This is a genomic window from Bosea sp. ANAM02, from assembly GCF_011764485.1.
Classification (GTDB): Bacteria; Pseudomonadota; Alphaproteobacteria; order Rhizobiales; family Beijerinckiaceae; genus Allobosea.
In genome coordinates this window covers 2,361,320-2,378,699 of record NZ_AP022848.1, presented here as the reverse complement: position 1 = coordinate 2,378,699, position 17,380 = coordinate 2,361,320, and the positions used below count along the sequence as shown (strand labels likewise).

Sequence of the window (17,380 nt, the reverse complement as noted above, 5' to 3'; positions counted from 1 at the left end):
CGAGTCACGGCGTCCGGGGCTCGATGGCGTGGAGCGGCTTGAGATAGGTGTTCCAGGCCGAGACGCAGTCCTGGCCGCAGCGCTCGAACCAGCGCGGCAGGACGACCTCGGCGAGCAGACGCCTGCGGGTTGCATCCGCAGGCAGGGCCGGCACCTCGGTCATCGGCCGCTCGGGCTTGCCGGAGCAGGGTTCCGTCCCGGCATTGCAGGCCAGGCCGCGTTGCGTATCGGCCTCCGCCTGCGACCAGATTCGCGTCTCCAACTGCCCGACACCCTGCCGGATGATGTCGCGGGCGTCTGCCGGAAGCGCATCCCAATAGGTTCCGTTCGCCCCGAAGATCGAGACGCCCCAGTTGAGCGCGAGGGCATGGACGGCGACGGCAACGCGCGGCAGGCCGATCTCGTAGCCGCTCAGCGTGCCCGTGATGGCACAATCGGCGACCCCGCCGCGAAGCGCCGCAACGACCTCGGCGAGAGGCAGGATCACCGGAAACGCCCCCATCGCCGTCATCAGCTCGGATTGCGCGACCGAGGAGGTCCGCACCTTGCGGCCGGCGAGATCGTCGAGCCCCTTGAACGGCTTGGTGCAGAACAGAACCTGGGCCGGATAGGTGTAGATGCCGAGAAGCCTGATATCGTACCGCTCGCGCAACACGTCGCGCAGATGCTCGCGGAATGCGCCGACGGTCCTCCGCAGGGTCGCCACATCGGGGTTCAGCAGCGGCAGGTCGATCGCGCTCAGCTCCGGCTCGTCGCCGGAGGCGGCGCTCAGCAGGGCCGTACCGAAGGACACGACGCCCAGCCGCATCAGCTGGAGCATTTCCTGGGTGCGCAACCCGCCCGCATCCAGAGGCCGGATCGTCGCAGTGACACGCCCTTTCGACAGCGTCGCGATCTCGGACTGCCAGAAGGGTTGCTCGATCCTGGTGTATTGGGTGAGGCTCGCCAGCCCACCGATGATCTGCAGCTTGACCGGCTCTTCAGGGCGCGTCTGGGCCGGCGCAGCGCCGCCTGCGAAGGCGAGCATGGCGGCCAAAGCCGCAATCGCAACCTGCACACGGCCGGGCGGACGACAGGTGGTGGCGACGTCGCAGGCTCTGGCCATCTCCCCCCCAATTGGTTGCCCTGTCCGATCGGGGCGATCATCGGCCGCAGCGGTTAACCACGGTTGAATCGGAAGACCTCACGCGGCTTCCAGGCGCATCTTTTCGCTGCAATCGGCACGCTGGGCGCGAAGCGGGACGAGCGGGATCGCTCATGCGCAACTGCCTTGGAAAGCCCGCCCCTCCCGGCGCGACGGGAGGATTCTCAAGGATAGACCCGAGAACTGTTCCAAACCATGTCGCCGCTATATTGCAGAAGCGAGATGTCATCGCCCCTCTTGCAGCAACGCCCCGGCGTAGGATTCCATGGTTGCCGTGCAAGCCAGGCTTGCTATGCTTGCTGATCTGCTGCTCCCCTTCTCCGATGCACCGCCGGACCTTGCGGCTCCTCCCGTCACGCGCGCCAGGCGACAACGCGCGAAGCAAGGCGGGACCGAGCTGGCGAAGCGGGCTCCGAAGGCCGGGAGCGGTCGAAGGCGGTGGAAGTGAAACGAGGTGGGGAGATGATGCGTCTGGGGGCGCTGGCGGCGCTTTGGCTTCTGGCCTGCCCGGCAGCGGCGACGAGCGAGGTGCTGCGCCAGGGCGAATTCCTGCAGGACTACATCACCTGCGAAGCCTGGATGAAGCGCGGGAGTGCCGATGCGGAGATGCATGGGCTCATCGGCCGCTGGGTGGTCGATTCCCTGCGCCAGGGCTCCCCCTCGCGGCTGTCGAAATATGGCGACGGCGAAGTTCTCGAGGCCGTCGAGCGGCAATGCCGGGCGCAGCCGGAGAAGACCCTGACGGTCGCGACCTTCCTCGCCGGGCTTCGCCTGCCGGACTAGCGCATCGGCCCGAAAAGTGGAACGCGTTTTTTTGGAAAAAATCGATGCAAAATCAAAGCACTAGAGCATCGGACTGATATTCAGTCCGATGCTCTAGTGCGCTTCCGCCGCCCGTCAGAACGAGGGCAGCACGCCGTTGCCGAAACTGTCGGAGCGCCCGGCGAAACTCGTCCCGCTGTCGCGCAGATAGGCCGGCGCGCTCTGCCGGGCGGGCGCCGGACCGGGGTCGAGAAAGCTGCGCTGCTGCGGCTGGATCGTCATGCGCTGGACCACCGGGGCTTCCGAGAACTCTGCCGGCTCGCGCGACGCGCAACCGCCCAGGGCCGCAAGCAGGAGCACGGCCGGGCCGAGATGGATAAGACGCATCGTTCCCTCATCGAGGCAGCGCGGAAGGACGGCGCGGATCGCCGGGGTGAATCGCGCCGCTGAAACAGCATTATCGAGGTGGCCTCCGGAAATGTACATCGACACTTCGTTCGCCAGCCCGTGCTCCCGACATGGCGTCGCGCCGTGGCAGACCGCCGGCACTCCAGGACGAAACGACCGTCCGATCAGCGTAGTCCGCCGCGGGCGGCGGCTGGTACGAAGTCGAGCTGCTCATCCGCAACGGTCCCGTCGGGCAGCATGACGGCCTGCCAGCGGCGATTGCCGCAGCGAACCGAGAGACGCCAGCGCCCCTCGTCCTCGCCTTCGCCGCGCTCGACCCGGCTCGTCACCAGCCCGCGGCGCATCAGTTCGCGCAACTCCTCTGCCGACCAGCCGAAGCGTTTGGCCAGCCGCGCGGCATCGAGCACGAAGGAGCCGTCCCTGTCGCGAACGAAGGGGAGCTCGGGATCGGCTGCGCCGGCGGTCACGGCGTTGGGCTCCCGAGCTCCATCGGCCAGGAAACTCGCCGAACCAATTCTCTCCGTCCGCACCCGAGCCAGGCTTTCATCGTTCCTCGATCGCCAGCACGGCGAAGGTCGCAAGCCAGTGCTCGCCCATATAGTCGCCGGCGATATGCGGCAGCCCGGCTTCGAGATGCAGCGTCGCGGCTTCCGCGATGACCGGGCGCCGCACGTCCCATTCCGGCAGCGCCGCAGCCAGCGCGCTCCAGCACCAGGCGCGGCTGAGGTTGAGCCCGTCCAGATGGGCGATCTTGCCGTCCGTCCGGTCACTCACCGTCGCCGGCCTGAACAGGATCGCCGGCTGCTGCTGCGCGATGCGCGGCAGGAAGCGCTCGAACCAGGGCAGGAAACGCTCCGCCGGCAGCAGGCGGCGCATGCATTCCGCCTCGATCAGCGCCGAGGACTGGAAATCGTCGCCGCTCGGCTCGCCCCAGGCCGGGCAATCCTCGTCGGCCCCGTACCAGCGCAGCGCCGTCTCGCGCAGCAGGGTCAGGAAGGCGCCGTCGCCGGTCGCATCCGCGTAGTCGGCCGCCATCCGCAACCCGAAAGCCGTGTTGAAATGCGTGCCGACGCGCACCGGATAGGTCGCGATCGGCAGGAAATCGCGGAAGCGCTGGGCGAAGGCCTCGGCGAGCGGCGCAATCGCCCGGCCCCAGCGCCCGTCATCGAGCCCGTTGAGCTCGGCAGCGAGCTTCAGCAGCCAGCCCCAGCCATAGGGCCGCTTGAAGCCGCGCGCCGTCGGCTGGGCGAGATAGGCGCATTCGACCGCGATCTTCTCGGGGACGAGCTGCGCATCGAACAGCGCGACGATATCGGCCGCTGCTTCCATCATCGGATGGCGCCTGAGCAGCCGCGCCAGCATCCAGTAGCTGTGCACGCAGGAATGCCAGTCATAGCTGCCGTAGAACACCGGATGCAGCGCGCTCGGTGTCTGCGCATCCTGCGGCCCGGCCAGCGTATGATCGGGCTTGTTCGGGTATTCGCGACGGACATGTCCGAGCGCGATCCGGGCAAAACGCTGGGCGATCTCTTCGGTCAGCATGGGGGTGGTCATGAGGCGGCCGTCTCCAGGGCAGCGCAACCTATCAGGGATTCGGCCCTCGCAAAGCGCCGCGCGCCACCGAGCTGCAACCCCGCCATCTCCTGCCGTCGGGTCCCTTCGCCGATCCGGTATGATCTAACCAGACCAGCGCGCTCCAGCAGGCATCGGCCGGCCGGGAAGCGCCGCCAATCCAATCGCCCGAGGGGAAACGCCGTGGACCTGCCTGCCAACGCCTTCAAGGCCGCGCTGAAGCGCGGCGAGCTTCAGATCGGGTTGTGGAGCAGCCTGTGCAGCCCGATCGTCTCCGAGATCATCAGCCAGAGCGGCTTCGACTGGATCCTGGTCGATACCGAGCACTCCCCCAATGAGCCGCCCGACGTTCTCGCGCAGTTGCAGGCCCTGAAGGGCGGCACCGCGACCCCGATCGTCCGCCCGGCCTGGAACGACGCCGTGCTGCTCAAGCGCCTGCTCGATATCGGCGTGCAGGCCGTGCTGGTGCCCTTCGTCCAGAATGCCGAGGAAGCCCGCAAGGCCGTCGCAGCCTGCCGCTACCCGCCCGCCGGCATCCGCGGCATCACGGTCAGCGGCCGCGGCAGCCATTACGGCCGCGTGCCGGACTATCTCAAGCGCGCCGATGGCGAGATCTGCGTGCTGGTGCAGGTCGAGACCGGAGAGGCCCTCGCCCGCATCGAGGAGATCGCCTCGGTCGACGGCGTCGACGGCGTCTTTATCGGCCCGGCCGACCTCTCGGCCTCGCTCGGCCATATCGGCAATCCCGGCCATCCGGAGGTCCAGGCCGCGATCCAGGATGCGGTGAAGCGCCTGACCGCGATCGGCAAGCCGGCCGGGATCCTGACGCCGTCCGAGCCCGATGCGCGCCGCTATATCGAATGGGGCTATCGCTTCGTCGCGGTCGGCTCCGATCTCGGCCTCATGACCAAGCATGCCGACGCGCTGGCCAAGGCCTTCGCCGGGCAGCGCTGACCCGGCTTCACCGTTGAAACCTCTCCGTCATGGTCGGGCGTGTCCCGACCATCCACGTCTTCTGTCGGGTGATACGGCTTCAAGACATGGATGCTCGCCACGACGGCGAGCATGACGATTTGGCCGCGCACTTGGTCGTTACATTCGTCTTCCACGCGACGGATGCTTGCTCTGAGCAGTACGCTGGGCCAACGGCCTGAAACCTGAAATTTCAGGATTGCCGTCGCCGGCTTTGTGCTGTCTGATGGTCGCGCGCCAAAGCCGGCAGCCGCGCCGACGCGGGCAGGCCCGGCGCTCCGGAAGAACCATGCTGCAGCCTGCCGTCGAACCCGTTGCGCCCGACCTGCTGCGCTCCCTGCGCGAGCATGTCCACGAGCGCCTGCGCCGTGCCATCGTCGCCGGCCGCTTCCGCAATGGCGAGCGCCTGAACGAACGCAACCTCGCCGAGATGCTCGGCGTCAGCACGACCCCGGTGAAGGACGCGATCCGCAAGCTCGAAAGCGAGGGGCTGGTCCGGACGGAAGCGCGCCGCGGCGTCTTCGTCGAATTCTCGCCCCGGCAGGCATTGGAGATGGCGCTGGGCCGCGCCGCGCTCGAAAGCGTCATGGCCCATATCGCAGCCAACCATCTCACCGAGGCCGGCGCGGCCGAGCTCGGCAGGCTGATCGCCGAGATGGAGCAGGCGACCGAGCATGGCGATCTCGACGACCTCGTCGAACTGAACGAGGCCTATCATCGCGCGATCCATCGCATCTCCGGCTGCACCTATCTGAAGCGTCGCCTCGACGGCCAGCGCATGTACGACCATGCCCAGCGCATCGCCCTGCATTCGCAGCCCGATGAGCGCCGTCGCGGCTTCGAGGAACATCGGGAGATTTACCAGGCGCTCCTGGCACGCGATCCCGCGCGCGCCGAACTCAGGATGCGCCGTCACATCGTCCGTTCGGCGAAGGCCCATATATGGCTGGCCTTCGGCGCGGATGCGGAGGGACTGGATTATGACGCATGACAAGGTCCGCCGCGCGGTTCGCGGCATTTCCGGCGTCCATGTCACGGCCTGGAAGGCGGATGGCGAGGCAGACTGGGCGCTGACCGGCCGGATCGTCCGGCGCATCGCCGAGGCCGGCATCCACAACATCGTCTCGGCCGGCAATACCGGCGAATTCTACCCGATGACGACGGCGGAGGTGGAGCGCTCGCACGCCACTGCTGCCGAAGCCGCAGCCGGCAAGGCTTTGGTCACGGCGGGCATCGGACGCTCGCTGCGCGAAGCGATCGCCACCGGCAAGCTCGCAGCCCAGGCCGGCTGCGATGCCGCGATGGTGCATCACCCGCTCGACCCCTTCGCCGCCCCGCAATCGCAGGCCGACTACATCCTCGCCATCGCGGAGGCGCTGCCGATCCCGCTGGTCGCCTATATCCGCTCCGACGCCATCGGCGTGAAGGATCTGATCCGCGTCGCGACCCACCCTAACGTCGCCGGCGTGAAATTCGCCTCGGGCAACATGATGCTGCTCGCCGATTGCGTGCGCGAGACCGCGGGCTCCTCCGCCAACTGGATCTGCGGCCTCGCGGAAGGCTGGGCCGCGCCCTTCTATGCGCTCGGCGCCCGTGGCTTCACCTCGGGGCTGATCAATGTCGCGCCGGAGCGTTCTCTCGCCGTCTGGCGCGCGCTGGAGGCCGGCGACTACGACACCGCGCGGCGCGAGGTCGACGCCATCGCCGGCTTCGAGAAGCTGCGCACCAAATACGGCAACGGCGCCAATGTCACCGTCGTCAAGGAGGCGCTCGGCCTGCTCGGCACCGATGTCGGCCCGGTCCGCCTCCCCGGCCTGCCCGAGCTGAACGAGGCCGAGCGGGCCGAACTGCGCGGCATCGTCTCGGGCTGGGGTAGCCAACGCGCGGCAGCGGAATAACCTCTGTCATTCCGGGGCATCGCGCAGCGATGAACCCGGAACCCACGACCGGGCGAGCCCTTCACCGCGGGCTTCTATCGTCCGACCCAGTCGTGAGTTCCGGGTTCGGCTCTGCGAGCCGCCCCGGAATGACAAGCCATTGAGCCAACGAAAAATATCACCGAGGAAACGACCATGTCCGCCCGCCCCCGCAAGACGCCCGAGACCCTGCGCAGCTGGCGCTGGTTCGGCGCGAGCGACCTGCGCTCCTTCGGGCATCGCTCGCGCACGCTGCAGATGGGCTTCTCGCACGAGGAGTTCATGGGCAAGCCGGTCATCGGCATCATCAACACCTGGTCGGAGGTCAATCCCTGCCACACCCATCTGCGGGACCGCGCCGAGGCGGTGAAGCGGGCGGTCTGGGCGGCGGGCGGGTTTCCGGTCGAGATTCCCGTGATGTCGGTTTCCGAGCAGTATCAGAAGCCGACGACCATGCTCTATCGCAACTTCCTGGCGATGGAGACGGAGGAATCGATCCGCTCCCACCCGCTCGACGGCGCGGTGCTGCTCGGCGGCTGCGACAAATCCACGCCGGCCCTGATCATGGGCGCCTGCAGCGCCGGCCTGCCCTTCATCTTCGTGCCGGCCGGCCCGATGCTGCGCGGCAACTGGGCCGGCAAGGTGCTCGGTTCGGGGGCCGATGTCTGGAAATACTGGGCCGAGAAGGAGGCCGGCAATATCACCGAGGCGCAGTGGCACGATATGGAGAGCGGGATCGCCCGCTCCTACGGAACCTGCATGGTGATGGGCACGGCTGCGACGATGATGAGCCATGCCGAGGTGCTCGGCCTCACCCTGCCCGGCGCATCCGCCATTCCCGCCGCCGATGCCGCCCATCCCCGCATGGCCGCGATGTCGGGCAAGCGCATCGTCGAGATGGTCTGGGAGGACCTGACGCCTGACCAAATACTGACCCGCAAGAGCTTCGAGAATGCATTGACGGTTCATATGGCGGTCGCCGGCTCGACCAATGCGATCATCCATCTCGTCGCCATGGCCGGCCGGGCCGGCGTACCGCTGACGCCGGACGATTTCGATGCCTTCTCCCGCAATGTCCCCGTCATCGCAAACCTGCGCCCCTCCGGCGATTTCCTGATGGAGGATTTCTTCTATGCCGGAGGCCTGCCTGCCCTGCTGAAGCAGCTCGAGAGCAAGCTCCACACCGATGCGATGACGGTGACCGGCAAGCCGATCGCCGAGACCATCGCGCTCGCCCAGGTCTACGACGACAACGTCATCCGCCCGCTCGACAAGCCCGTCTCGACCGCGAACGGCCTCGCCGTGCTCAAGGGCAACCTCGCCCCCGATGGCTGCGTCATCAAGCCATCGGCCGCCGAGCCGCGGCTGCTCAGGCACTCCGGCCCGGCGCTGGTCTTCGAGCATTACGACGCGATGATGCAGGCTGTGAACGACGAGAATCTCGACGTCACCGCCGACCACATCATGGTGCTCAAGAATTGCGGCCCCGTCGGTGGCCCCGGCATGCCGGAATGGGGCATGCTACCGATCCCGAAGAAACTCTTGAAGCAGGGCGTGCGCGACATGCTGCGCATCTCGGATGCCCGCATGTCCGGCACCAGCTACGGCGCCTGCATCCTGCATGTCGCGCCGGAGGCCTATATCAAGGGGCCGCTCGCGGCGGTGCGGACGGGAGACATCATCAGCGTCGATGTCGAGGCCCGCAGCATCTCGGTCGCTCTCACCGATGCCGAGATCGCCGCCCGCCTCGCCGTCTGGACGCCGCCCGACCGCGACTATCCGCGCGGCTGGGGCAAGATGTCGGCGGCCCATATCCGCCAAGCCGACAAGGGCTGCGATTTCGACTATCTGGAAGGGACGGCGAAGGTGCCGGAACCCGAGATCCACTGATGCAGGATATCCGCGACATCGAGCGCATCGCCATCATCGGCGCCGGGCTCATCGGCAGCTCCTGGGCCGCCCTCGCCATGGGTCACGGCCTGAACGTCGTGGCCTACGACCCAGCGCCCGGCGCAGAGGAAAAGTTCCGCCACGCGGTCGACCGCGCCCGTGCCCAGCTCACCGAGCTCGGGCTCGCCAATACGGGCCAGTATCAGTTCACCGGCGATCTCGACGAAGCTCTGCAAGGCGTTGATTTCGTTCAGGAGAGCGGGCCGGAAAATGAGGCCGCCAAACGCGCGCTTCTCGCCCGGCTCGATGCGGCTTTGCCGCCCGAAGTCATCGTCGCCAGCAGCACCTCGGCCCTGCTGCGCAGCGCGATCGTCGCCGATTGCCGGGACAAGCGCCGGGTCATCGTCGCCCATCCGTTCAACCCGCCGCATCTCGTGCCGCTGGTCGAAGTCGTCGGCGAGGACGAGGCCGTCGTGGCGCGCGCCGCCGCCTTCTATCGCAGCCTCGACCGGCGCCCGGTCATCCTCCAGCGTGAGATGCCCGGCCATGTCGCCAACCGGCTGGCCTCGGCGCTCTATCGCGAAGCCGTCCATCTGGTCGAGCAGGGCGTCGCCAGCGTCGCCGAGATCGATGCCGCGCTCTGCAACGGCCCCGGCCTGCGCTGGGCTTTGATGGGTCCGCACATGACCTATCATCTCGGCGGCGGCGAAGGCGGCATCGCCGGTTATCTCGCCCATCTCGGCCCGAGCCAGGTCCGGCGCTGGCAGTCGCTCGGCACGCCCTCGCTCGACGCGGACCTCCAGCACAAGATCATCGAGGGCGTCGCCGAGGAGGCGGCGGGCCGCACGATCGCGCAGCTCGAGGAGCGCCGCGACGAAGGGCTTCTCGCCCTGCTGCGCGCCCGCAAGCTCGTCAGCGAGTGAGCGCTACAGCTCCGCATCGAAGGTGATGGCGTCGAAAGCCGCCCTCACCCGCCCCAGCGCTTGCGCGGTGACATAGGCATAGGCGCGCTCAGAGGATTGCGCGACGACGCCCCTGTCGGTGCCCTGCACATTGATCTCCAGCGAGACCGCGGCCGTGACGCTCGGCGTCGCCCGCATCGGTATCGGGAACGTCAAGCTCTGCCGGCTCGTCGCCGCCGCGGCCTGATAGGCATCGATCAGCACCTGCCCGTCCTGCTTCAGGAAATAGCGCCGGCACAGCATCTGCTCGACGGACAAGGGACGGGCGGACCAGCGGGTGGCAAGCGGCCCATGCTCCAGCTTGATCCGGGCGAAGCTGACGGTGCCCGCGCTCGGCGAGAGCTGCACCTGCAGCACGCCGGTGTCGCCGGCAGCGGGCGTCAGCGTCACCGAGCGGCGCCCCGCCCCCGCCGTGATCGTGCCGGATTGGCTGCCGATCGCGACCGCGAGGCTGCCGCCGGTGAGGTTCTCGACCGAGAGCGTCAATGGCAGCCCGGCGAAGGAGTCGAGCCCCCATAAAGCAGGCTCGACCGGCTGGATGATCGCACCCGAGGTCAATGTGATCGTGAAGCCGCTAAGCGAAAGGTTCGCACCGCCCGTCGCCGCCTTCCAGCGATCAAAGCCGTAGGTACCGGCAGCCAGGGCGCCGCCGGCAAAGACTCGCTGGTTGACCGCCATGTCGCCATTGACCAGCAGATTCGCCGCCGTAGCCCAGGGCGAGCCCGGCAAGGCGACGCTCCCCGACGCACGGTCGATCGCAACGGCATCATGCCAGGCCGAGCCGTCGGCGCTGACCTTGACCCGGAAATCGTCGTCGCCGGCCAGCCCGAACTCGGCCCGGCCCGACCAGTTGCTCTGGAACAGCAGGCTCGCGGTATTGCCCGCCGCGTTCTTGTTGATCTTCAGGCGATGATCGCTCCCGGCATGGTTGAACAGGCTGGCATCCGCGGACACCGCGAATCGGTTGGTCGTATCCGCGGTCGCGTTCACGCCCCAGCGTTCGGCACCGAGGCTGCTGAGCGGGCTGTCGCGGCGCCATTCCGTGCCGGTCCAGATATTGTGCTCGACTTCGTCGATCACCCAGGCTTGCCAGCCGGCGCGCGGCGACAGGAACGTCCAACCGCTATCCTCGAACAGCGCGACCTGATCGGTGCGGCCGGCGAAGGCTCCCGTGCCGCCGGACGGCACGATATAAGCCGAGAGTTCGGTCGGCGACACCGGCGGCGCGGTCTGCGTCCGGCTGTCGACGGTGAGGTGGATCAGCCCGTCGAGACGGATCAGGGCGTCGTTATGGGTGACGTGCTTCTGCGCCTGCCCGGCGGCAAGCAGCGGCAGGGAAAGACGGGGCGTATCGGTCATGGAGCCTCGCGGGCGGGATTTCAGCGAGGCGGATTATCGGGCGGCTGGAATGACCGGGGATAAGTTCAGCCGAAGCGGCGCGGCCTCAAGCCGGCATGGAACCAGTTGATCAGTGAATAGATGTCATGGACCGGCAGCCCGGTCGCCGCCTGCACATCGGCCGCATAGGGCGGCATGTTCGTGCATTCGAGCACGATCGCACCGACATCCGGATGGCGGGCGACGAGATCGAGCGCCGCCTGCACCACGTCCTGCCGGGCGAGCTCGACATCCATGTCGTCCTTCTCGGCCTTGATCAGGACGCGGAAGAATTCGCGCCCGTTCTCCGTGCCGGTGACGGGCGTATCGAGCGGCACGCCCGCCGCCTCCAGATGCTTGGGCGTCAGCGTCGCCGCCGAGACGGTGACGACACCGACGCGCTTGCCGGGCGGCAGCGTCGCCTGCACCCAGGGCACCTGCATCAGCGAGGAGGTCGCCACGGGCACGCCGACGGCCTCCGCGAGTTCGCGCTGGAACAGCGAAAGGAAACCGCAATTGGTGGTGATCGCCTCGGCGCCGAGCCGCACGAGGTCGCGCGCCGCCTCGATGAAGTCCGGCAGCAGGCCCGCCGCGCCCTTGAGCACCACCTTCTCGGGGCTGGCGCCTCCCACGACACGATACAGCACCGGAAAGGGCCAGGTCGTGCCATTGCCCATGTCGCCGGGAATGCGCGGAAAGCGGGCCTCCAGCATCAGGATACCCAGCGGAACGCCGTAGATCGCCTTGCCGCCGCGTGCGATCCGCGCCGACGGGGCTCCTGCAGACATATCGATCATCTGGTCTCCATTTGCGGACGAGGCGGCCTGTCGGGCTGGCGCAAGCTCAACCACCGGAGCATATCGCCGGACCGGATTGAAGAGAAATTTCATGAGCTTCGGTCAATATCCCGGTGCTGCCATTACTTCGTCGTTTTTGCATCGTCATAAGACTGTCGCATACCCTGCTCGCGCGCGATTCCGCCGGTGCTGGTCCCGATCTTGCCTGCCCGCCCCGCCGTTCGTCCGGAGCCCGGTTTTGTTCACCTCGCTTGAAAAGCTTCGTCGCGTGGCTCTGTTCGCCGGCTGGGCCGCCCTGCTCACGATCCTGTTCTCGACGCTCTCGCCGATCGAAGCTCGCCCGCACATCCCGTTCCTGGGAGCGGATGTCGAGCGTTTCCTCGCCTATTTCGCTGCTGGAGCGACCTTCGCCTTCGCCTATCCGCGGCAGCGCTGGCTCGTGCTGGCTGGCATCGTCGCCCTCGCGATGGGCCTGGAGTGGCTTCAGACTCTCGAGGAGACCCGTCATGGCCTGCCCCATGACGCGATGATCAAGATCGCCGGCGCCACGCTTGGCAGCGCCGTCGCCGCCGCCTTCGACATGATGGCCCATCGGCTCCGCAAGCCCGCCTGATACGGCCGCGGACAGCAGCCTTCGGTCCCGGGCGCCGCGCTTTGCCCTTCCAGCCGATCGGATCTCTATCCGCCCCGATCCGACCCGCGTCGCCCGGCACGCCGCTTGCCACCCCTTTGCCGATCATGGTTTCGCGCCGGCATTTTGTGCCGTTGCGGAACATGCTGAAGCCGGCTGGGGTCAGAATGAGCGTCAACGATCTGAGGGGTGTGCCGCAGGCCCTGCCAGACAACCGGTCGAGCGCCTGGCGCCTTTGGCTCGGCCCTCTTACCGCGGCAAGCGATGCCGCCGTGGTTGCCGCGCTCGTCTACGCGGTTTCATTCGCCTATCACCTCGGCGCCACCGGCCTGCCGGGCGTCGACCGCTCCACGCGAGAACTGGCGGCGATGCTCGCGACGCTGTTCGTCTTCGTCAACCTGATGCGCGGCCGCTATCAGATCGGCAACTACCTCGCCGCACAGGGGCAGATGGGCTCCGCCTTCGCCGTCTGGAACATCACGATGGTCGCCTTCCTGGCGCTGCTGTTTCTCGCCAAGATCGCCGATCACTATTCGCGTGCCGTGATGGTCGCGACCTATTTCTCCGGCGTTCCGGTGATCGCACTCTCGCGCTCGATCATCGTCAGGCTGGTGGCGGCCGGGAGCCGGTCCGGCCGGATCACCGCAGAGCGCGCTTTCCTGATCGGCCGCGAAGCGAACATCATGGCCTTCGTGTCGCGGCACAAGCCCTGGCATATGGGCTTTGCCGTCACCGATGTCGCATTCCTGAAATCGCCCGACGGGACCGGCACGGCCGCGCTCGCTGCCGACCTGGCCGCCGCCGTGGCGAACTGCCGGGCGAAGCGGCCGGATGCGGTCTTCATCGCCATTCCCTGGGCCGAGCAGCACACCATCTCCGCTTGCGTCGACGCCTTCATGAACCTGCCGGTCGCGATCCATCTGGCGCCCGAGCCGATCATGGAGCGCTTCAGCGGGACGCATGTCGTGCATACCGGCACACTGTCGAGCCTGCGCCTGACCCGCCAGCCGCTCTCGGCGGCCGAGATCGCGGTCAAGCGCGCCTTCGACATCGTGGCCGCCTCCTGCGGCATCGTCCTGACCCTGCCGCTGCTGCTGCTGATCGCGGCGATGATCCGGCTCGACTCGCCCGGCCCCGTGCTCTTCCGCCAGCGCCGCTACGGCTTCAACCAGCAGGCTTTCCGTATCTTCAAGTTCAGGACGATGACGACGACCGACGACGGCCAGGTCGTCGTCCAGGCCAAGCGCAACGATCCCCGGATCACCCGCCTCGGCCACCTGCTCCGGCGCTACAATCTCGACGAATTGCCACAGTTCCTGAACGTGCTCGCCGGCGACATGTCGCTTGTCGGGCCGCGCCCGCACGCCCTGGCGCATGACGTCGAGTTCGAGCGCAAGATCGCCAACTATGCACGCCGCCACAACGTCAAGCCCGGCATCACCGGCTGGGCCCAGGTCAACGGCCTGCGCGGCGAGACCGATACCGACGACAAGATGGCGCGACGTGTCGCCTACGACCACTGGTACATCGACAACTGGTCGCTCTGGCTGGACATCACGATCCTGTTCAGGACCGTTCTGAGCCGGAAGGCATTTTCGAACGCGCGCTGAGCGCGCCGCGATCAGCTCCGGCGGCGGCGCGGGACCGCGGCAGCGCGAGCGGCGTCCATTTGGCGCAGGCTCTGCCCCAGAATGATGCGGGCGAAGCGCAGGCCCGCCTCTGCCGCAATGCCAAAGCGGCGCAGCCGCGCCGGTACGGAGAAGCGGGACAAGCCCTGCTGCGGGCCGAAGGCGAAGCCGGCGAAGCTTCCCGGCAGGTTGATCCGGCGTCCGTCGATTCCTCCGGCGGCGCATTGCGCGCTGAACAACCGGAATCGCGCCAGCGGAAGGTCGGTCATGATCAGATCGGCATTGGCTGCGCGGATATGATCGAGAACGGCGCGATCGACCGGCCCGACGAAATCGGCATCGCAGACGCCCGCGATCCTGACTGTCGGAAACGCCGACGCAACCCGCTCGCGCAGCGCGTAGATCGTACGGCCGTCGCTGCCGAACAGGAAAACCCCGTGCTCGCGTAAGGCACAGTCGCGCAGGAGAGCGGTCAGCCCGGCAGGCTCGTCCGGCCGCTCCGTGGCAGCACGGTCTTCGATCCTGCCGTGGATGGTTCTCGACTGCACGAATGCCCCGGGATGAGTAAAATTGGCGTCCCGACGCGGCCGGGGCGCAACGCGTCAGGATGGCAGCCCGTCGGTCATCCGATGCGATATATCGATTTTCAACGATACCTGCCGCTGCGTCAATGCGCCCTGCCGGCGCATCCGCGGCGATCAGCCGGTGCAAGCCGGCATCGCCGGCTTTTCCTCAGGCGAAGTGGCGCCAGAGCGCCCGGACGAGCCAAAGGCTCCATCCGGCGACGATCGCCAGGGCCAGCAGGGCGGCGCCGGCGATCAGGGAACGACCGATCAGGATGCTGACCACGCTATCCCTGATCTCGGGCACGTTGTCGTTCGCCGCCTGCAGCCGGCGGCCGAGGCTGGGAGCCTGAACAGGCGCTGGGAACCGTCGCACACGCTCGGGCCGCATGACTTTCTCGTAAGGTTACGCAGGCATCAACACAGGCTTCTAGCAATGATCCAATTCGTGACGAAATTAAAGGATTAATGCATATCTTCCCCAGCGCGACGGCAAGCACCGACGCTCATCGTTAACCGCCATACTGGGTGTCGGAGACCTGCTCCATCCAGTCGACGACCTTGCCGTCCTGGACCTCCTGGATCGCGATATGCGTCATGGCCGTCGCCGGAGAGGCGCCATGCCAGTGCTTCTCCCCCGGCGGGAACCAGACGACGTCGCCGGGGCGGATTTCCATGATCGGCCCGCCCCAGCATTGCGCCCGCCCGAGACCCGCCGTGACGATCACGGTCTGGCCGAGCGGATGCGTATGCCAGGCCGTACGGGCGCCCGGCTCGAAGGTGACGCTGGCGCCCTGAACGCGCTCGGCCGCATGGGCATTGCAGAGCGGGTCGATGCGGACCGTCCCGGTGAACCAGTCCGAGGGGCCCTTGCCGGAGGGCCGCGTTCCGGCGCGCGTGATGTCCAAACTAGCCTCTCCTCGCTTCGATCCGGGATATTGGAACAATGCCGCCGCTGGAGCTGGGAATCCAGTGCGATGCGACCTGTCGCGCGGAATCCGGATGCGGCAGGCCGCCACCGCGCCCGGCCGGAACTTCGACGACGGTGCGATACAAGGTCGCTTTGCCGGTCCGCCGGGGATCGCGCTGGCGGAGAACGCCTGTCTGGGCGCGGCGGCGACGCGCAGCCTTGCGTGCGGCCCACCGCTGGAAGAAGACCCGGCCGATCAGGCCGCGGCGACCTTCGGTGGCCCGTCGAGGGCAGCCTCGGTCTGGCGCGTCTCGCCGGTGATCCGGGCGATGGCCGGCAGGCGCACGATGAAACAGGAGCCCTTGCCGAGCTCGCTGGTCACCGAGATGCTGCCGCCCATCAGTACGCAGAGCTTCTGACTGATCGAGAGCCCGAGCCCCGTGCCGCCGAATTGGCCGGCGATGCCGGCCGTGGCCTGGCCGAAATTCTGGAAGAGCCGGGCGAGCCCCTCCGGCGCGATGCCGATGCCGGTGTCGCGAACCTGGAACTCGATCCAGTCGCCGCCCGGCTTCGCCTCGCGGCGGACAGCCAGGGTGACTGAGCCGTTCGCCGTGAACTTGGCGGCGTTGCCGAGCAGGTTGAGGAGGACTTGCCGGACCTTGGTGGGGTCGGACTGCATGGCGCCGAGCTTGCCGATGCAGGTCAGGGTCAGCTTGCTGCCATTCTCCTCGACGAGATGCTTGGCCGTCGAAACGGCGTCCTCCGCCAGCCAGTCGACATCGAAGCTCGTGATCTTGAACTTGTCGCTCTGCGTCTCGATCCGCGAGAGGTCGAGCACGTCGGCGACCAGCGCCAGCAGATGTTTGCCGGCCGCGTTGATGCGCTGCAGATCGGCGATCTTGCTCTGGCTGCGGCCCTGATCCTCGAAGCTTTCCAGCAACATCTCGCTATAGCCGATCACGGCATTGAGCGGCGTGCGCAGCTCATGGCTCATCTTCGCGACGAAGATCGACTTCAGATGCGTCGCCTCGTCTGCGGCCTCCTTGGCGGCCTGGAGGCGCCGCGCGGTCTCGCGATGACGCTCGGTCTCACGCTCGATCTCGGAGCGCTTCGAGGTGATGCTGGCGTAATAGGCCGCCATCCAGGACATGTAGACCGCCGCGGCCAGAATCGAGATCCAGCCGACCTTTTGCAGCTTGTCCAGCGGCACGATGGTCGGAAAGCCATAGATCATATAGGCGGCCGAGAAGGTCAGAATGTTGGCCGCGAACAGGCCGAGCACCAGCAGCGGCCGGTCGTGCAGATAGAAGAAGCCGAGCAGCAGGCTGATGATCAGCCAGGGCAGGAAGGGCGAGCTGACGCCACCGTAATGGAAGGCCCCGAACAGCGCGGTGAAAGCGAGAAGCTCGACCGAGATCAGCGCGGCGAGCTGCAGCCGCTTCGTCAGCTTCAGCACGAAGGGCAGGAGCCAGAACAGCCAGGTGCAGACGATGATCGTCCAGCAGGCCAGGCCGGGATCGGGATCGGTCAGATAGAGGAAGACGCCGATCGGCTGGCTCAGAAGCGGGCCGAACAGATGGGTGAAGACGAAGTTGCGGGCGAGGCCCTGCTCCGCGCGGTCGAATTTCGCCGCATCCGGGAGGAACCAGTCGATAAACTTCATCATCCTGTTGCGTGCCTTGATGTCGATACGGCCTGCAGGGCGTACGTGTCGACTTCGAGGATACGAGCAGGTCCTTAACAATCAGACTCGGCGTCAATTGCTTGCGACAACCCGGATTCACGCGGCCTTAATGCCTTTGCGCCATTGACATTGCTTTCATGCGAATGGGTTCGCAGGATCGATCC

At 67.2% G+C, this 17,380-nt stretch carries 18 protein-coding genes; 8 read left to right on the top strand and 10 right to left on the bottom strand.

The window, feature by feature from the left end; genetic code table 11:
* Positions 1-4: 4 nt before the first annotated feature.
* Positions 5-1,105 carry a TRAP transporter substrate-binding protein gene (locus OCUBac02_RS11505; RefSeq protein ID WP_173045746.1) on the bottom strand — a complete coding sequence of 367 codons (1,101 nt, stop codon included), beginning with the start codon at positions 1,103-1,105 and terminating at the stop codon, positions 5-7.
* Positions 1,106-1,606: 501 nt separating this feature from the next.
* Between OCUBac02_RS11505 and OCUBac02_RS11500 the strand changes: the two genes are divergently transcribed.
* Complete coding sequence (locus OCUBac02_RS11500) at positions 1,607-1,927, top strand: hypothetical protein (protein ID WP_173045744.1); 321 nt, start codon at positions 1,607-1,609, stop codon at positions 1,925-1,927.
* A 114-nt stretch (positions 1,928-2,041) separates the two neighbouring features.
* Here the strand turns inward: OCUBac02_RS11500 and OCUBac02_RS11495 are convergent, their stop codons facing one another.
* From OCUBac02_RS11495 to OCUBac02_RS11485, 3 genes are all read right to left on the bottom strand, one after another.
* Positions 2,042-2,293, bottom strand: a complete 252-nt coding sequence (locus OCUBac02_RS11495) for a hypothetical protein (RefSeq protein WP_156134514.1) — start codon at positions 2,291-2,293, stop codon at positions 2,042-2,044.
* 185 nt (positions 2,294-2,478) lie between these two features.
* The gene (locus tag OCUBac02_RS11490; RefSeq protein ID WP_244639167.1) at positions 2,479-2,781 is read right to left on the bottom strand and encodes a DUF6522 family protein; all 303 of its coding nucleotides are present in this window, start codon (positions 2,779-2,781) and stop codon (positions 2,479-2,481) included.
* A gap of 76 nt (positions 2,782-2,857) precedes the next feature.
* A complete protein-coding gene (locus tag OCUBac02_RS11485) occupies positions 2,858-3,868 on the bottom strand; it encodes a DUF2891 domain-containing protein (protein ID WP_173045742.1) in 1,011 nt (336 codons plus the stop codon).
* Positions 3,869-4,069: 201 nt separating this feature from the next.
* On the opposite strand from OCUBac02_RS11485, the gene OCUBac02_RS11480 reads away from it, so the two are divergent.
* From OCUBac02_RS11480 to OCUBac02_RS11460, 5 genes are all read left to right on the top strand, one after another.
* Positions 4,070-4,840: an HpcH/HpaI aldolase family protein gene (locus OCUBac02_RS11480; protein ID WP_047575359.1), complete on the top strand. Its 771-nt coding sequence runs from the start codon at positions 4,070-4,072 to the stop codon at positions 4,838-4,840.
* Between the two features lie 307 nt (positions 4,841-5,147).
* Entirely contained in the window at positions 5,148-5,849 is a 702-nt protein-coding gene (locus tag OCUBac02_RS11475; protein WP_173045740.1) for a GntR family transcriptional regulator, read from the top strand.
* The gene (locus tag OCUBac02_RS11470; protein WP_173045738.1) at positions 5,839-6,756 is read left to right on the top strand and encodes a dihydrodipicolinate synthase family protein; all 918 of its coding nucleotides are present in this window, start codon (positions 5,839-5,841) and stop codon (positions 6,754-6,756) included. Before OCUBac02_RS11475 ends, OCUBac02_RS11470 begins: the two co-directional genes overlap by 11 nt.
* Before the next feature lie 174 nt (positions 6,757-6,930).
* A complete protein-coding gene (gene araD, locus OCUBac02_RS11465) occupies positions 6,931-8,664 on the top strand; it encodes an L-arabinonate dehydratase (protein ID WP_173045736.1) in 1,734 nt (577 codons plus the stop codon).
* Positions 8,664-9,587 (top strand): 3-hydroxyacyl-CoA dehydrogenase NAD-binding domain-containing protein, encoded by a 924-nt coding sequence (locus tag OCUBac02_RS11460; protein WP_173045734.1) that lies wholly within the window; start codon positions 8,664-8,666, stop codon positions 9,585-9,587. The genes araD and OCUBac02_RS11460 overlap by 1 nt, the downstream gene beginning before the upstream one ends.
* Before the next feature lie 3 nt (positions 9,588-9,590).
* On the opposite strand, the gene OCUBac02_RS11455 is transcribed toward OCUBac02_RS11460, so the two are convergent.
* Together OCUBac02_RS11455 and OCUBac02_RS11450 are read right to left on the bottom strand one after the other, a co-directional pair.
* Positions 9,591-10,985, bottom strand: a complete 1,395-nt coding sequence (locus OCUBac02_RS11455; RefSeq protein ID WP_173045733.1) for a DUF2793 domain-containing protein — start codon at positions 10,983-10,985, stop codon at positions 9,591-9,593.
* A 65-nt stretch (positions 10,986-11,050) separates the two neighbouring features.
* The gene (locus OCUBac02_RS11450) at positions 11,051-11,791 is read right to left on the bottom strand and encodes an aspartate/glutamate racemase family protein (RefSeq protein WP_047575433.1); all 741 of its coding nucleotides are present in this window, start codon (positions 11,789-11,791) and stop codon (positions 11,051-11,053) included.
* 277 nt (positions 11,792-12,068) lie between these two features.
* Here OCUBac02_RS11450 and OCUBac02_RS11445 point away from each other — a divergent pair, with 277 nt between their 5' ends.
* Together OCUBac02_RS11445 and OCUBac02_RS11440 are read left to right on the top strand one after the other, a co-directional pair.
* Positions 12,069-12,413: a hypothetical protein gene (locus tag OCUBac02_RS11445; protein ID WP_173045731.1), complete on the top strand. Its 345-nt coding sequence runs from the start codon at positions 12,069-12,071 to the stop codon at positions 12,411-12,413.
* A 185-nt stretch (positions 12,414-12,598) separates the two neighbouring features.
* Complete coding sequence (locus OCUBac02_RS11440; protein ID WP_173045729.1) at positions 12,599-14,041, top strand: undecaprenyl-phosphate glucose phosphotransferase; 1,443 nt, start codon at positions 12,599-12,601, stop codon at positions 14,039-14,041.
* 11 nt (positions 14,042-14,052) lie between these two features.
* On the opposite strand, the gene OCUBac02_RS11435 is transcribed toward OCUBac02_RS11440, so the two are convergent.
* From OCUBac02_RS11435 to OCUBac02_RS11420, 4 genes are all read right to left on the bottom strand, one after another.
* Positions 14,053-14,607, bottom strand: a complete 555-nt coding sequence (locus OCUBac02_RS11435; RefSeq protein WP_173045727.1) for a WecB/TagA/CpsF family glycosyltransferase — start codon at positions 14,605-14,607, stop codon at positions 14,053-14,055.
* 184 nt (positions 14,608-14,791) lie between these two features.
* Positions 14,792-15,013, bottom strand: a complete 222-nt coding sequence (locus OCUBac02_RS11430) for a hypothetical protein (RefSeq protein WP_173045725.1) — start codon at positions 15,011-15,013, stop codon at positions 14,792-14,794.
* A gap of 121 nt (positions 15,014-15,134) precedes the next feature.
* On the bottom strand, positions 15,135-15,530 hold the full coding sequence (locus OCUBac02_RS11425; protein WP_047575376.1) for a (R)-mandelonitrile lyase: 396 nt from the start codon (positions 15,528-15,530) through the stop codon (positions 15,135-15,137).
* Positions 15,531-15,788: 258 nt separating this feature from the next.
* Positions 15,789-17,198 (bottom strand): sensor histidine kinase, encoded by a 1,410-nt coding sequence (locus OCUBac02_RS11420; protein ID WP_173045723.1) that lies wholly within the window; start codon positions 17,196-17,198, stop codon positions 15,789-15,791.
* Positions 17,199-17,380 lie beyond the last annotated feature (182 nt).

Bases quoted from the DNA above. Each gene is read 5' to 3' on its own strand.
- OCUBac02_RS11485 (WP_173045742.1), bottom strand. From the start codon at position 3,868: ATGACCACCCCCATGCTGACCGAAGAGATCGCCCAGCGTTTTGCCCGG.
- OCUBac02_RS11460 (WP_173045734.1), top strand. From the start codon at position 8,664: ATGCAGGATATCCGCGACATCGAGCGCATCGCCATCATCGGCGCCGGG.
- OCUBac02_RS11420 (WP_173045723.1), bottom strand. From the start codon at position 17,198: ATGATGAAGTTTATCGACTGGTTCCTCCCGGATGCGGCGAAATTCGAC.
- OCUBac02_RS11495 (WP_156134514.1), bottom strand. From the start codon at position 2,293: ATGCGTCTTATCCATCTCGGCCCGGCCGTGCTCCTGCTTGCGGCCCTG.
- OCUBac02_RS11455 (WP_173045733.1), bottom strand. From the start codon at position 10,985: ATGACCGATACGCCCCGTCTTTCCCTGCCGCTGCTTGCCGCCGGGCAG.
- OCUBac02_RS11500 (WP_173045744.1), top strand. From the start codon at position 1,607: ATGATGCGTCTGGGGGCGCTGGCGGCGCTTTGGCTTCTGGCCTGCCCG.
- OCUBac02_RS11430 (WP_173045725.1), bottom strand. From the start codon at position 15,013: ATGCGGCCCGAGCGTGTGCGACGGTTCCCAGCGCCTGTTCAGGCTCCC.
- OCUBac02_RS11475 (WP_173045740.1), top strand. From the start codon at position 5,148: ATGCTGCAGCCTGCCGTCGAACCCGTTGCGCCCGACCTGCTGCGCTCC.
- OCUBac02_RS11505 (WP_173045746.1), bottom strand. From the start codon at position 1,105: ATGGCCAGAGCCTGCGACGTCGCCACCACCTGTCGTCCGCCCGGCCGT.
- araD (WP_173045736.1), top strand. From the start codon at position 6,931: ATGTCCGCCCGCCCCCGCAAGACGCCCGAGACCCTGCGCAGCTGGCGC.
- OCUBac02_RS11440 (WP_173045729.1), top strand. From the start codon at position 12,599: ATGAGCGTCAACGATCTGAGGGGTGTGCCGCAGGCCCTGCCAGACAAC.
- OCUBac02_RS11470 (WP_173045738.1), top strand. From the start codon at position 5,839: ATGACGCATGACAAGGTCCGCCGCGCGGTTCGCGGCATTTCCGGCGTC.
- OCUBac02_RS11450 (WP_047575433.1), bottom strand. From the start codon at position 11,791: ATGTCTGCAGGAGCCCCGTCGGCGCGGATCGCACGCGGCGGCAAGGCG.